General features: G+C 39.2%; 14 protein-coding genes. 11 read left to right on the top strand and 3 right to left on the bottom strand.

Features of this window, described 5'->3' with window-relative positions; all coding sequences use genetic code 11:
- The first annotated feature begins 470 nt into the window (after nucleotides 1-470).
- The 7 genes from ilvA (at nucleotide 471) to L634_RS0117620 (ending at nucleotide 6,873) form a co-directional block, all read left to right on the top strand.
- Nucleotides 471-1,739 carry a threonine ammonia-lyase IlvA gene (gene ilvA / locus L634_RS0117660; RefSeq protein WP_026583599.1) on the top strand — a complete coding sequence of 423 codons (1,269 nt, stop codon included), beginning with the start codon at nucleotides 471-473 and terminating at the stop codon, nucleotides 1,737-1,739.
- A gap of 324 nt (nucleotides 1,740-2,063) precedes the next feature.
- Nucleotides 2,064-2,261: a twin-arginine translocase TatA/TatE family subunit gene (tatA, locus tag L634_RS0117650; RefSeq protein ID WP_026583597.1), complete on the top strand. Its 198-nt coding sequence runs from the start codon at nucleotides 2,064-2,066 to the stop codon at nucleotides 2,259-2,261.
- 337 nt (nucleotides 2,262-2,598) lie between these two features.
- A complete protein-coding gene (locus L634_RS0117640; RefSeq protein WP_026583595.1) occupies nucleotides 2,599-2,850 on the top strand; it encodes a DUF2535 family protein in 252 nt (83 codons plus the stop codon).
- A gap of 159 nt (nucleotides 2,851-3,009) precedes the next feature.
- A complete protein-coding gene (locus L634_RS0117635) occupies nucleotides 3,010-3,855 on the top strand; it encodes a DegV family protein (protein WP_026583594.1) in 846 nt (281 codons plus the stop codon).
- 770 nt (nucleotides 3,856-4,625) lie between these two features.
- Entirely contained in the window at nucleotides 4,626-5,204 is a 579-nt protein-coding gene (locus L634_RS0117630) for an SCO family protein (protein WP_026583593.1), read from the top strand.
- A gap of 255 nt (nucleotides 5,205-5,459) precedes the next feature.
- Nucleotides 5,460-6,299 carry an SGNH/GDSL hydrolase family protein gene (locus L634_RS0117625; RefSeq protein ID WP_026583592.1) on the top strand — a complete coding sequence of 280 codons (840 nt, stop codon included), beginning with the start codon at nucleotides 5,460-5,462 and terminating at the stop codon, nucleotides 6,297-6,299.
- Entirely contained in the window at nucleotides 6,289-6,873 is a 585-nt protein-coding gene (locus tag L634_RS0117620; protein WP_026583591.1) for a YpmS family protein, read from the top strand. The genes L634_RS0117625 and L634_RS0117620 overlap by 11 nt, the downstream gene beginning before the upstream one ends.
- A gap of 68 nt (nucleotides 6,874-6,941) precedes the next feature.
- Here the strand turns inward: L634_RS0117620 and L634_RS0117615 are convergent, their stop codons facing one another.
- Nucleotides 6,942-7,712 (bottom strand): DUF4397 domain-containing protein, encoded by a 771-nt coding sequence (locus L634_RS0117615; RefSeq protein WP_026583590.1) that lies wholly within the window; start codon nucleotides 7,710-7,712, stop codon nucleotides 6,942-6,944.
- Nucleotides 7,713-8,083: 371 nt separating this feature from the next.
- Here L634_RS0117615 and rsgA point away from each other — a divergent pair, with 371 nt between their 5' ends.
- The 4 genes from rsgA (at nucleotide 8,084) to L634_RS0117595 (ending at nucleotide 10,768) form a co-directional block, all read left to right on the top strand.
- Nucleotides 8,084-9,142 carry a ribosome small subunit-dependent GTPase A gene (gene rsgA, locus L634_RS0117610; RefSeq protein ID WP_026583589.1) on the top strand — a complete coding sequence of 353 codons (1,059 nt, stop codon included), beginning with the start codon at nucleotides 8,084-8,086 and terminating at the stop codon, nucleotides 9,140-9,142.
- Between the two features lie 133 nt (nucleotides 9,143-9,275).
- Nucleotides 9,276-9,815, top strand: coding sequence for a peptide-methionine (S)-S-oxide reductase MsrA (gene msrA / locus L634_RS0117605; protein WP_026583588.1), 540 nt, complete (start codon nucleotides 9,276-9,278; stop codon nucleotides 9,813-9,815).
- Nucleotides 9,812-10,252 (top strand): peptide-methionine (R)-S-oxide reductase MsrB, encoded by a 441-nt coding sequence (msrB, locus tag L634_RS0117600; protein ID WP_026583587.1) that lies wholly within the window; start codon nucleotides 9,812-9,814, stop codon nucleotides 10,250-10,252. The genes msrA and msrB overlap by 4 nt, the downstream gene beginning before the upstream one ends.
- A gap of 18 nt (nucleotides 10,253-10,270) precedes the next feature.
- Nucleotides 10,271-10,768 (top strand): PTS sugar transporter subunit IIA, encoded by a 498-nt coding sequence (locus L634_RS0117595; RefSeq protein ID WP_026583586.1) that lies wholly within the window; start codon nucleotides 10,271-10,273, stop codon nucleotides 10,766-10,768.
- A 44-nt stretch (nucleotides 10,769-10,812) separates the two neighbouring features.
- On the opposite strand, the gene L634_RS0117590 is transcribed toward L634_RS0117595, so the two are convergent.
- Nucleotides 10,813-11,412: a DUF502 domain-containing protein gene (locus L634_RS0117590; protein ID WP_026583585.1), complete on the bottom strand. Its 600-nt coding sequence runs from the start codon at nucleotides 11,410-11,412 to the stop codon at nucleotides 10,813-10,815.
- Between the two features lie 39 nt (nucleotides 11,413-11,451).
- Nucleotides 11,452-12,543, bottom strand: coding sequence for an SGNH/GDSL hydrolase family protein (locus tag L634_RS0117585; protein ID WP_026583584.1), 1,092 nt, complete (start codon nucleotides 12,541-12,543; stop codon nucleotides 11,452-11,454).
- Nucleotides 12,544-12,707 lie beyond the last annotated feature (164 nt).

Genomic DNA, 12,707 nt, shown 5'->3' with positions numbered 1-12,707 from the left:
GACAAAGCTCATTGGATTAGCACAACAATGGATAGTAGAACAAAGACAAGCCTAACTTTTTGTTTAGCTGAGCCCTTAAGCTAATTCAGCAATCGGCGGAGCGAACTCTTGACAAACCGAACTTGCCAATGGTTTAAAATGGAAACAACCAAGGGCTTATTTGGTATGCCTTCTTTTGTTCCCTTCGCCCTTGTTAAACAATCCTCAAACCATTGGCGTGTTTGTCAAGAGCGATTGCGGCGCATCTCCATCCAGTAAATAGGAGAGAAACTAACCCTTTAGGTAGTTTTCATAAATCTTTTGACACTACCTAAAAATGAATGAACTTTTGCTTATTATATGTTGGTTTCCTTTAAATCTACCCATAAAAGTAATTCGAAAAATATAAATTTTAAAAATATGGGATTGAAATCGTGATTTCACATGGTATAATGTACAAATTAATAACTTGTAAAGAAGAGGGTGGCAAAATGGAACAGAAGGTTATGACAAAGAAATGGGTGCAGTTGGAAGACATTTTAATTGCATACCAGCAGCTAAAGGATATTGTTGCCCATACGCCTTTACAGAAAAATGAACGGCTATCAGAAAAATATGGGTGCAATGTTTATTTGAAAAGAGAAGACCTGCAGCATGTCCGCTCATTTAAATTAAGAGGTGCCTACTATAAAGTTAAATCTTTAGATGCAGCAGAACTTAAAAACGGAGTTGTCTGCGCAAGTGCAGGAAACCATGCCCAAGGAGTTGCGTATGCCTGCAGGCATCTTGGCGTTCAGGGGAAAATATTTATGCCGGCCACTACGCCCAGACAAAAAGTAAGCCAGGTCGAACTGTTTGGACGGGAATCTGTTGAAATTATCCTTGTAGGAGACACGTTTGATGATTCCTATTATGAAGCTATAAAATGTGCAGAGGCTGAGAGCAGGGCATTTATACATCCATTCGATGATGAAAAGGTAATTGCCGGACAGGGTACCGTAGCAGTTGAAATGCTAAATGACTGCGAGGAGCCCGTAGATTATGTTTTTGCTAGTATTGGCGGAGGCGGGCTTATGGCAGGCCTAAGCACATACATAAAAAGCATCTCTCCGGAAACACAGATGATTGGAGTAGAGCCGGAAGGAGCCCCCTCAATGAGTGAATCAATTAAAACTCAAACAGTGATTCCTCTCAATGAAATTGATAAGTTTGTAGATGGGGCAGCAGTAAAGTGTGTCGGTGAAAAGACCTATGAAATTTGCACTGAGCTTGTTGATGATATTTTAATGGTTCCTGAAGGAAAAATCTGCACAACTATCCTGGAATTATATAATGAGCATGCGATAGTGGCTGAGCCCGCTGGAGCGATGCCTATTGCAGCGCTTGATTTATACAGGGAACAAATTAAAGGAAAGAACGTTGTTTGTGTGATCAGCGGAGGCAACAATGATATTGGACGCATGCAGGAAATAAAGGAAAGATCCTTGCTGTATGAAGGCCTGCTTTACCACTTTATTGTTAATTTTCCTCAGCGTGCGGGTGCCTTAAGAGAGTTTCTTGACGAAGTGCTCGGACCAACTGATGATATTACCCGTTTTGAATACACGAAAAAAAATAATAAAGAAAATGGGCCTGCTCTCGTCGGGATAGAATTAAAGCATAAGGAAGACTATAGTGATTTAATAGTAAGAATGAATAAAAAAGGGTTCTCCTATAAGGAGATAAACAAAGACAGCAACCTTTTTCACTTATTGGTCTGATATGAAACTATCCATTGTAATTGAGCATTTAAGCTGTAAGCTTCTTTTGTGAACGCTGTTTTCGTAAAGTTCGCATCTATTCAGGTAATAAAGGTTAACCAACTGAGTTGATTGCCGCGGAGGTACTCATTCCTCCCTGGGGAAAGCTTGAGTACCCCGGGCTGAAAGCGACGGGCAGAATTTATATGTAAAACAACAATTTTTGATAAAAGAGTGCCTTTGTGAATTAAATATGAACTTTTTTCTGTACCTGCGACATTTGCCTTGAAAAATACTATAATCATTTTAGATTTACCACATTGTATTTTAAAGGGGATGTACTCCATGCTTTCAAATATCGGCTTTCCAGGGTTAATTTTAATACTTGTTTTGGCTCTTATCCTTTTTGGTCCAAAAAAACTGCCGGAAATTGGGCGTGCTTTTGGGGATACCTTAAGGGAATTTAAGAAGTCAACCCGCGGCTTGACAAGTGATGTAATGGAAGAATTGGAAGAGGATATAAAGAAAAAAACGGCTAAATAAGATGAGGGGAAGTATTTCTTTCCCACTGTTCTTAATAAATTCACCGTTTTCTTGCCGGCAGACTAACGACTCTAGCATTGTTGATTTTGTCCCTCTGCTGATTGGAGGTGAAGGAGCAGGATTCCAATCGGAGGAGGAGTCAAAGGGTGAACTTCAGGCTCAAGGAGTAAGAGAAGCATCTGACCGTCCCGAGAAGCAGGCATCCCTGAGAAATAAATCAGCAGGCAAGCTTAAATAAGGCAAAATAAAAAAATTAGTTTGGCAGCATATTCAGACACATTTCGAGTTGTACTTGGGGTATAATATAAACAAACGGGTGAAAAAGAGGATTGATATTTTGCTATTCAAAAGCCTAGAGTTCAAAAATGCTGTTGGACAGAAGGTAAAAATTGTTGAAATTCCTGTATTGGAAAAAGATAGCCCCTATTATTTTATGATCCAAGTCCGTTTACAAACCTTTATTACTGCCGTATACGGCAATGAAAGAACAATTAGAAGCAGGTCATTTAGAGAATATTTAAAAAGAGTTTTGAAATGGCCGGTGTATGAAGAAATCTTTAAAACTCCAGAATTAAAGAATAATGCCTAACACCTTGGGTACCGGCAGTTGCCGGTACCCTTTTTATTTTTGTGATAAAGCGTCCAAGAAAGAACTGAAAGCGATTGCTCGAATTTGATTTTGCTTTATTTGTGGTTTTGGTAAATGTATAATATGAACTAATTGTGAATGCAGGGAAGTGAATGTTTTATGAGTAAAATTAAAATCGTAACAGATTCAACAGCTGATCTTTCAAGCGAGATCATTGACAAATATGCTATTGAAGTGGTTCCATTAACTATTCACATTGAAGGAAATACATATTTGGACAGAGTAGATATTACTCCCTCGGAGTTTATAAGAAAAATGAAGGAAGCCAACGAGCTTCCAAAAAGTTCACAGCCGCCTGCGGGGGCATTTGTAGAGGTTTATGACCGCTTTGGCGAAGAAGGGTATGATATAATTTCCATTCATATGACTGGCGGAATGAGCGGGACAGTCCGCTCAGCTGAAAGTGCAGCAGGAATGTCATCTGCTAACGTAACTGTTGTAGATTCAAGATATATTTCCAAAGCATTGGCCTTTCAAGTCTTGGAAGCAGCCAAATTGGCCAAGGAAGGTAAAAGTGTTCAGGAAATTGTAGAGCGATTAAATACGGTTCGGGAAAGTTCAAAATTATTTGTCGTGGTAGACACACTTGAAAACCTCGTAAAAGGTGGAAGGATTGGCAAAGGGAAAGCAATGATTGGCTCCTTGCTTAATATTAAACCAATTGCTTCGCTCGAAGGAGGAGTTTATACACCTGTTGCGAAAGTGAGAAGTCATAACCAGGTTGCTAAATATTTGGCAAAACAATTTGCTGAAGATGTAAAAGGAAAAGCTATTAAGGGTGTTGGTCTCGTTCATGCAGAAGGATATGAGCTTGCTTCCAAACTGAAAAGGCTTATTGAGGAGATGACGGCATACGACAAAGTTGAAATTGAAGAAACAACACCTATTATCAGTACTCATACAGGGCCTGGTGCAATTGGCTTTATGTACTATCTGGAAGATTAAATCGAATAAGCAAGCATGGTTTCTATTGAAGCCATGCTTTTAAATGTTAGGCTCTGTTAAATTTGCCTGTTGATTTCCGCTGCAGGCACTCGCTTTCCGCAGGCGGTCCGACGCTCCTCGGTGCATTCGCACCTGCGGGGTCTCCCGCTGACACGCTTCTCCCGCAGGAGTCTCGCACCTTCCGCTCCAATCAACAGGGTGCTAAAATCAACAATAAGCTTTAACACAGCCTAATGTTATTTAAAAAATAATAAACCTCAATCATGTGAATATCTTTGTGCGGAAAAGAAAAAATACAAGATTCATAAAATAGCCGTCCAAATCAATTATTCTTTATTCATTAAGTCCTTTTATGAAAGTATGACAAATGATAAGTCAAATGCCCCTAATCATTTAATAAGGGTGTTTTTTTTCATTTGGCTCCTGAGGAAGGCAGGCTGAAAGCACGAGCATCGGGGACTGCAATTGATGAATGATAGTGCTTTACCCCATGTTTATTATGATTTAGGAAAAGGCAATAAAAAATAATTCAGGGGAATAAGGATTTATCTAATTGGCATTTATTACGACGCGGCAGCATGCGGAAAAAGGCCAGAGAATGAATGGCGGTAACAAATCAATAATGCTGCCCTTAAGAATAGGCCGGTCAGTAAAGGAGTAATATGATTGATGAAAGCGATTCTGTTCACACGTTTGTCACAAGTATTTCTTTCTTCTATCATGAATATTTGCTAAAATTAGCTTCGTAACTAATTAAAGCAGGTGAAATTATGAAATTAAAGGTTTTAGCAGTAATTGGAATTGCTGCCATGCTGTTTCTATCAGCATGCGGTCAAAGCGGGATAAAGAATGCGCTAAATTGGGAACTTGCAGACTTTACTTATAAAAACCAAGAGAATAAGGAATTTGGATTAAAGGATCTGGAAGGCAAGGTATGGGTTGCAGATTTTATTTTCACAAATTGTGAAGATGTTTGTATGCCAATGACAGCCAATATGAAAAAGCTTCAGCAGCTTGCAGAGGAAGAGGGAATTGAAAATATCGAATTCGTATCCTTCAGTGTAGATCCGACAGTGGATACACCAGAAGTCCTGAAAGATTTTGGCTCGCAATACAATGCAGACTTCAGCAACTGGCACTTCCTGACTGGCTATCAACAGGCAGAAATTGAGCAGTATGCGATGGAAAACTTTAAAGCAATTGTAAAAAAACCCCAAACTGGAGACCAGGTAATTCACGGAACTGACTTTTACTTGGTTGACCAGGAAGGAAAAGTTATGAAATACTATACCGGACTGGCAGAAATTCCTTTAGATGAAATTATTAAGGATATTAAAGCTTTGCAATAGACCTTTTGAAAGGTCTATTTTTCTTTAGGCTGTTTTCGTAAGTTTTTTGCTTTTTTTATTCTAAGAAAGGTTAACGAGTTGATTGAAGCGGAGGCATTTGGCTCCAGCGGGCAGTATTCATAAGGAAAAAAACAATTTGTGAGAAAAGAGCCTTTTCCTTCTGCTGAAATTGAACAGAATTATATAGCCGTTTGTTACTTGTATAAAAAGGGCACATGTTATAATATGAATGACACAAATAAGGCAGGTGATAGAATGCTAAAAAAATTCACCTTCATTTTTTCATGCATGATGCTTCTGGTTTCCTGCAGTTTAAGTTCCAATCAGGATACCCTACAGCCTGTTAAAAAATCTGAATTAAAACCTAAAGAACAAGTTCCGCTGAATTTCTTTCCAAGAAATCTTACAATTGCTACAGTTGGGGATTCTTTAACGCAAGGTGTAGGCGACAGTACTGATAGGGGTGGCTATCTGCCTTATCTGGAAGAGCAATTGGAAAAGGATAAAAGTGTTCAAGATGCGGCTTTTTATAACTTTGGGGTTAAAGGCAACCGGTCCGATCAATTATTAAAAAAATTGGCGTCTGAAGAAGTACAAAATGTAATAAAGAAGTCAGATGTTGTGGTTATCACGATCGGCGGAAATGATGTCATGAAGGTAGTGCGTGAAAACTTCTCAAATCTGAAGCTTAAAGCTTTCGCGAAGGAAAAGATAAATTATGAAAAGAATCTCATAGCGGTTTTAAATACGATTCGAGAGGTAAATCCAAATATCAGGATTGTTTTAATAGGATTATATAACCCTTTCTTAAAGTGGTTTTCTGAAATTAGGGAAATTAATGATATTCTTGAAGGGTGGAACCGCACTAGCCAATCCATTCTGGAACAGTATCCAGGAACATATTTTGTGGAAATAGATGATATCTTCCAAAATACACAGGAAAACCTTCTGTTTACCGATTATTTTCATCCCAATGATAAAGGGTATGAGTTAATTGCAGGGCGTGTTCATGAAACATTGACAGAGGAAGTTCTAAAAGAGCTGCCGTATAAGAAGGATTCAGCAGGAAATGGAGAGATTGTAATTGAAAGGTAATAAATGGAAAAGGCTCTTTTTTATTTTAATGGCAATCAATGCAATTATTTTGGTTTTTTTGCTTATTCTTATTAGTTTGCCGGCTAAAGATCAAGATTACATAGCAGAAAATATGAATGAAGATAACTATGTTCCTTTTAGCATTCAGGCTAATAAAGAAGACTTGAATAGGGTAATCAACCACTATTTAGAAAAAGAAGGGCTGACAGATGGAGCAATTGACTATAAAGTGCTGCTGAATGATGAAGTAGACTTATACGGTTCTATTCCTTTTTTCAGCCAGGATCTGCAAATGAAGCTTTCGTTTGAGCCTGAAGCTTTGGAAAACGGAGATGTGGTTCTTCAGCAAAAATCGATTTCCGTCGGGCAGATGAACCTGCCAGTCTCACATGTTCTCAAACTGGTCAGAGATCGGTACAAGCTGCCTGAGGGAGTGATCATCCAGCCAAAAGAAGAAAGAATCTACGTATCGATGCAGAAAATGAAGCTTAAAAGCGATGTGAAAGTGAAAGTGGATGAATTTAATTTAAGACAAAACGATATTAGATTTACACTTCTGGTTCCGGTAAAATAGTAAAGCATAAAAAAGGAATCCTCTCACTGCTGAGGGATTCCTTTTTTGTGCAATAATGCGTCACCGCTTCAGCCTGGAATAATCATAGCTTCCAATTCAGGTTCACTTACTGCCGATCCAACAGCCAGGATAGTATACGCCTGATCTGCTTTAAATTGAATACGCGGCATGGATAGAACCACATTGGAAGTGCCTGCTATTCTTGCTTCGAGATCGACAGTCATTGGTGTTAGAGCCAGGTATTCGCTAGCTTTGGGAAAAGATATATCCTGAAAAATCACATCACGGTTCTTTACGGCAATATCTACAGCAGGGGCATCTGGTGTAAGATGGACAAACCTGATTTTCGTTTCACCTGGAGATACTGCTGGCTGATCTTCCAGTAAGAGAAGTTTTAATTTGGAAGCATTGCCGGCAGCTGCAGCCGTATAGAATTTGCCAGATTCAACGGAAATCTTTCTGCTAAAAACAGCAGAAACCATGTTGCCAGCTGGATATATATCAACCTGGTATTGTCCCCCAGGGAATGATAAATAATCACTGTCTTCTTTAAAAGCGAAATCTTTTAGAATTCTAAAGCCATTTATATAAATATCAACCGGGCCTGCATCAGGTGATGAATGGAATATGCGCACTTTTGCCGGCCCTTGCCGAAGTGAATCTCCCGCAGAAATCCTATTGCCTGTACGCATCATTTGCACGGCATAGTTCATACAGCGCAAATGTTTATAATAATAGTCAATATGCTTAGCAGGATTTATATATTTAAAGTACTGAGCCAGCAGATCATACTTAGCAGCTTTTTGGAAATACCATTGAAGGTTTCTATTATTTGGCATACTCCTCGCTCCTATCTTCCTTTGCTTTCTTCATTAACATATGCACTTTTTGGGGGCAGTGTCACATTCGAAAAATGTTTAAATAAAGACTTTACTTTTGGCGTAATCTTCCATATAATGAATACAAATAAACGAAAGCGGGTGATGTGTTATGAAAAGAGAAATTTTTGTTTATAAGTCCATTGTAAATAGTTCAGGCACAGCCCAAATGGAATTCGTTTATTAAGTGAGAGCATCAATGTGTTTTCTATGCTTATTTAAACTTGCTTATCAAACCATGGGCTGCTAGCCTATGGTTTTTTATTTGCAAAAATAATGGAACAGGCATCAGATATGCCTTCCAATTACTAATAAGCGTGGAGGAACTAACATTGACAATTTATAAATATGGGTTTGATGAGTTTTTTAGAGAAGCTTTTTCAGCATATGAAGAGAATGAGTACCAAATCGGCCGTGTCGCATTAGAACATAAAAAGATGTACCGTGTGTGGACAGAAAATGGAGAGCTGCTTTGTGAAGTAACGGGCAAATTTTCCTTTGGGGCTGCTGACAGGGAAGATTATCCTGCAGTAGGCGATTGGGTTGTAATTAAAGAAAGGGTTGGAGAGCAGCGTGGAACAATACATGCTGTTCTTCCTAGAAAAAGCAAGTTTTCAAGGAAATCTGCAGGATTAAGTACTGAGGAACAAATTGTTGCAGCTAACGTGGATACCATATTCCTTGTCAATTCACTTAATGAGGACTTAAACTTAAGAAGATTGGAAAGGTATTTGCTTTTATCCTGGGAAAGCGGGGCTAACCCTGTAATCGTTCTAACAAAGGCAGATCTCTGCAGCAGTGTACAGGAGAAGATGGCCGAGGTTGAGAGTGTTGCCATGGGAGTCCCAATTGTATCAATAAGTGTATTGGAAGAGAAAGGGATAGACAGCCTTAAACCTTATCTTTTGCCAGGAAAAACAATTGCACTGCTTGGATCATCTGGAGTAGGAAAATCCACCCTTATAAATTACCTCCTTGGACATGAAAAGCAAAGGGTCCAGGATATTAGGGAAAGCGATGATAAGGGAAAGCATACAACTACCCATCGCGAACTCATACTGCTGCCTGAGGGGACAGTTCTTATTGACACCCCGGGCATGAGGGAGCTTCAGCTTTGGGAAAGCAACAGCGGACTTTCTGAAAGCTTTACAGATATTGAAAAAGCCGCGGAAAAGTGCAGATTCAGGGACTGTTCGCATGATAATGAACCAGGATGTGCCGTAATTCAGCAAATCGAGGAAGGAGCCATCTCTATTGCACGCCTAAATAGCTACAAAAAGCTTCTCAGGGAGCTTGCTTATTTGGACAGAAAGCAGGATAAAAGGGCTCAATCAGAGGAACGTAAACGCTGGAAGAAAATCAGTGCAGGTATTAAGCACAAAAGAATATAAAAATTCCGAAACCTCTTCTTTGAAGGGGTTTCTTTTGCATATATTAGATAATTTCATTAATCTTATGTATATGGCTTAAAATCACCTTTTAAAGGGAAAAAGTAAAAGGTAGTGCCGGAAAGAGGTGGACAAAATGGGAGATAAACAATATGAAAAAGCGACATTTGCAGGCGGGTGCTTTTGGTGTATGGTGAAGCCGTTTGATGAACAGCCCGGTATTAAGGAAGTGATTTCCGGCTATACCGGAGGAAATGTAAAAAACCCAACTTATCAGGAAGTCTGTTCAGAAACAACTGGCCATTATGAAGCGGTTCAAATCTTGTTTGATCCACAGGTCTTCCCTTATAAGAAGCTTTTGGAGCTGTATTGGCAGCAGATAGACCCAACAGATGAAGGCGGCCAATTTTATGATCGCGGCCAATCTTACCAGACCGCTATTTTTTATCACAATGAAACCCAAAAACAATTAGCAGAGGAATCTAAACGAATGCTTGAAGAAAAGGGCCCTTTTACAAAACCGATTGTAACCAAGATTCTTCCGGCTTCAGACTTTTACCCTGCAGAGGATTATCATCAGCATTATTACAAGAAGAATCCGGAAAGATATGAAGCCTATCAGACTGGGTCTGGAAGAAAGGCTTTTATAAAGAAGCATTGGGGTGAAAGCAAATGACTAAAAATAAAGAGGAATTAAGGCAAAAACTCAGTCCGATGCAATATGAGGTTACCCAAAATAATGGAACTGAACCTCCATTCCGCAATGAATATTGGAACGAATTCAGGGATGGAATATATGTGGATATTGTATCAGGAAAACCTCTCTTCAGCTCAAAGGATAAATACGATGCAGGCTGCGGATGGCCGAGCTTCACCAAGCCTATCGAAGATGCAGAGGTTCTTGAAAAAGAAGACCTCAGCCATTTTATGGTCAGAACAGAAGTAAGAAGCAAAACAGCAGATTCCCATCTTGGCCACGTTTTTGATGATGGCCCGGGACCTGAAGGCCTTCGTTACTGCATTAACTCAGCAGCACTTAGATTTATTCCTAAAGAAAAGCTTGAGGAAGAAGGCTACAAAGAATATCTGCAATTATTTAAAGATGCAAAATAAGAATTGGAAGGTGTATCTATGTTTAAGAAATTATTTGGCAAAAAGGAAACTGTAAAATCGGTAGAAGTTAAAGCTGTTCTATCAGGTACCGCCGTAAATCTTGAAGAAGTACCTGATCCTGTATTTGCTGAAAAAATGATGGGGGACGGTATAGCCATTGAACCTTCAGAAGGAGTAGTTGTTTCACCGGTAAATGGAGAAATTGTGCAGGTATTCCCTACAAAGCATGCTATTGGCCTCCGCGCAGAAAATGGTGCAGAGATTTTAATTCATATCGGACTGGAAACTGTTTCCATGAAAGGTGAAGGATTTGAAATGCATGTTACTGAAGGATCCAGGGTAAATGAAGGCGATAAGCTTGTTACGTTTGATTTGGCGCTTGTAAAAGAGAAAGCCAAAAGCACAGTAACACCTATTATTGTGACAAACGGCGACCAGTTAGCATCCCTCGAGAAAAAAGCAGCAGGGTCTGTAACAAGAGGTTCTTCTACAGTTATGACAGTTACAGCAAAGTAATTAGGAAAAGCCGCCTTTATTGGGCGGCTTTTTGAATCTGTTTTTTACAAATTGCGTTCCTTCTCAGGAGTTCCCTTAGAGGTCATCCCGCCTGAAAGGATAAACTTCATTGCAGCTTCAGGTCTAACATCAATGATTTCCACTTGCTCTTTCGGTACCAGAAAAGTGAAGCCTGCAACCTGAAATGTTTGGGGAACGTAAACCGCAATGTGTTCCTTCAGCGGATGGTAAAATCCCTCTAACTCTTCAGAAGTTATGAATCCAAGACTCTTCATTTCAGTTCCTGGTATTGTAACAAGTGCCACTTTGGAAAAAGATTTCTTTTCGCCCAAGAAGGAATGAACAGTATCTTTAATTACTGAGTAAATGGTTTTAACTAGAGGAATTTTTTCAAGAAGGCGATCAACAAGCCGGATTATGGAACCAGTAATAAATTTTGTTGAAAGCCAGCCTAAAAGTGTAATCAGAACAAGTGTAGCCAAAAGGCCGGCACCTGGGATATAATCTTCTTTCAAATAAGGCTTTAATAAATTCCCCATAATGCTATCAAGAAACAAAAAGGTTTTTACCACTACAAAAATGGCTAAAATGATGGGTACAATGGTTAGAATCCCATTTATGAAATTCTTTAATAAGCTCTTCATTATTGTATTTCCCCTCTTCCACTCAGGAAAAAATTAATTCTATTCTGCTTTGGTCAGGATGGAAGAAATCTGTATAACTGTTTCTTCCCTGCTGTTATTAACCGATATTTCATCTGAAACGATAAATTTCACATGGTGTGGCCCGTTTTCCAGACCGCTTATAATATACTGATATCTTTGTTTTTTAAGGGGCCACCAGGCGGATAGTGAAGTTACAAAAGTTTCATCTATAATTACATCCAATTTCCCGCCCACTTCACTTCTTACCATATTTACTCCAAGGAATGGTCCCTCGAATTCGTATTCTAGACTATCACCAGGACTGCTGCTTTCCCAAAGTCCGTCTTTGTGAATAAATGATCCGGATATATTTGTAACATGAGGGATGGATGCTATCTCAAAATCTGTATCTTTACGAATTGGAGCAGTCAGGAAAGCGATATCTGCTTTATTTGCGACCAGATCTTTAATCTTCTCAAATAAAGTATCTGCATAAATTTTGTAGCCAGCATCGTTGGGATGGACCATATCCTTTGTCAGTTCCTCAGCAGGGAGTCCAGCTTCTGCAAAAGGCTTTCTCATATCAATGTTTTTTGCTCCATAATGATGTGAAATAGCAGCAATAGCCTGGGCGAAGTCCTCATTGTCAAGGGGATTTTCAGTAATTGTGATGATTTCTGTATCAGGGTAAAGCTGCTTTGTCTTTCGGATCAGACTTTCATAAAAATATGAAAATTGAGTGTCATCCATATATTTGCGGTCGTTCTCGCCGAAGACGATAAAGGTCAAATCAATTTTGCCGAAATGCTTGGATTCCTGAAGCTTATAGAGCCCTTCAAAAGCTGTAGCACCGCTTTGAACTAATGAATGACGCTTTGCTTTAATGCCATATTCTTTACTTAAATGCCTTTCAAGGAGGGTAAACCAAGCTGTTGACTTGGAGGAAGCCCCTGAACCCCTGCCAATGCTATCGCCGATGATGAAATAATTGATATTCTCATTTCCGGCGAGCTTATTATATACGCTAGTAGGATTGGCACTTTCAGCCTTTGATAGGCTGTCAAATAAATGATACAAACCATAAATGAAAGTGATGAAAATAATATATATGCCGATTTTCTTTTTTTTCATTGGCTTGAATCCCCCATTTTCTTTTGGTCTTCTAATGTTATCGTACCCTAATAAAGCCAGCGTATAAAGGCTTAAATATGCGGAGAAGCGTTTTTTTATTAAAATTGGGCGAATACACATGCGGGTCAAGTCTCTGCCACATACATTGATATTGAAAATGCCCA

It is taken from the genome of Bacillus sp. J33 (genome assembly GCF_000518885.1).
Lineage (GTDB): Bacteria > Bacillota > Bacilli > Bacillales > Cytobacillaceae > Cytobacillus.
The sequence above is the reverse complement of the archived record's forward strand: the minus strand, read 5'-3'. Positions and strand labels throughout refer to the sequence as shown.

Coding starts and splice junctions, on each gene's coding strand:
- L634_RS0117585 (WP_026583584.1), bottom strand. CDS start 12,543: ATGAAAAAAAAGAAAATCGGCATATATATTATTTTCATCACTTTCATT.
- msrB (WP_026583587.1), top strand. CDS start 9,812: ATGACTAAAAATAAAGAGGAATTAAGGCAAAAACTCAGTCCGATGCAA.
- L634_RS0117595 (WP_026583586.1), top strand. CDS start 10,271: ATGTTTAAGAAATTATTTGGCAAAAAGGAAACTGTAAAATCGGTAGAA.
- L634_RS0117615 (WP_026583590.1), bottom strand. CDS start 7,712: ATGCCAAATAATAGAAACCTTCAATGGTATTTCCAAAAAGCTGCTAAG.
- L634_RS0117590 (WP_026583585.1), bottom strand. CDS start 11,412: ATGAAGAGCTTATTAAAGAATTTCATAAATGGGATTCTAACCATTGTA.
- msrA (WP_026583588.1), top strand. CDS start 9,276: ATGGGAGATAAACAATATGAAAAAGCGACATTTGCAGGCGGGTGCTTT.
- L634_RS0117630 (WP_026583593.1), top strand. CDS start 4,626: ATGAAATTAAAGGTTTTAGCAGTAATTGGAATTGCTGCCATGCTGTTT.
- L634_RS0117635 (WP_026583594.1), top strand. CDS start 3,010: ATGAGTAAAATTAAAATCGTAACAGATTCAACAGCTGATCTTTCAAGC.
- ilvA (WP_026583599.1), top strand. CDS start 471: ATGGAACAGAAGGTTATGACAAAGAAATGGGTGCAGTTGGAAGACATT.
- tatA (WP_026583597.1), top strand. CDS start 2,064: ATGCTTTCAAATATCGGCTTTCCAGGGTTAATTTTAATACTTGTTTTG.
- L634_RS0117625 (WP_026583592.1), top strand. CDS start 5,460: ATGCTAAAAAAATTCACCTTCATTTTTTCATGCATGATGCTTCTGGTT.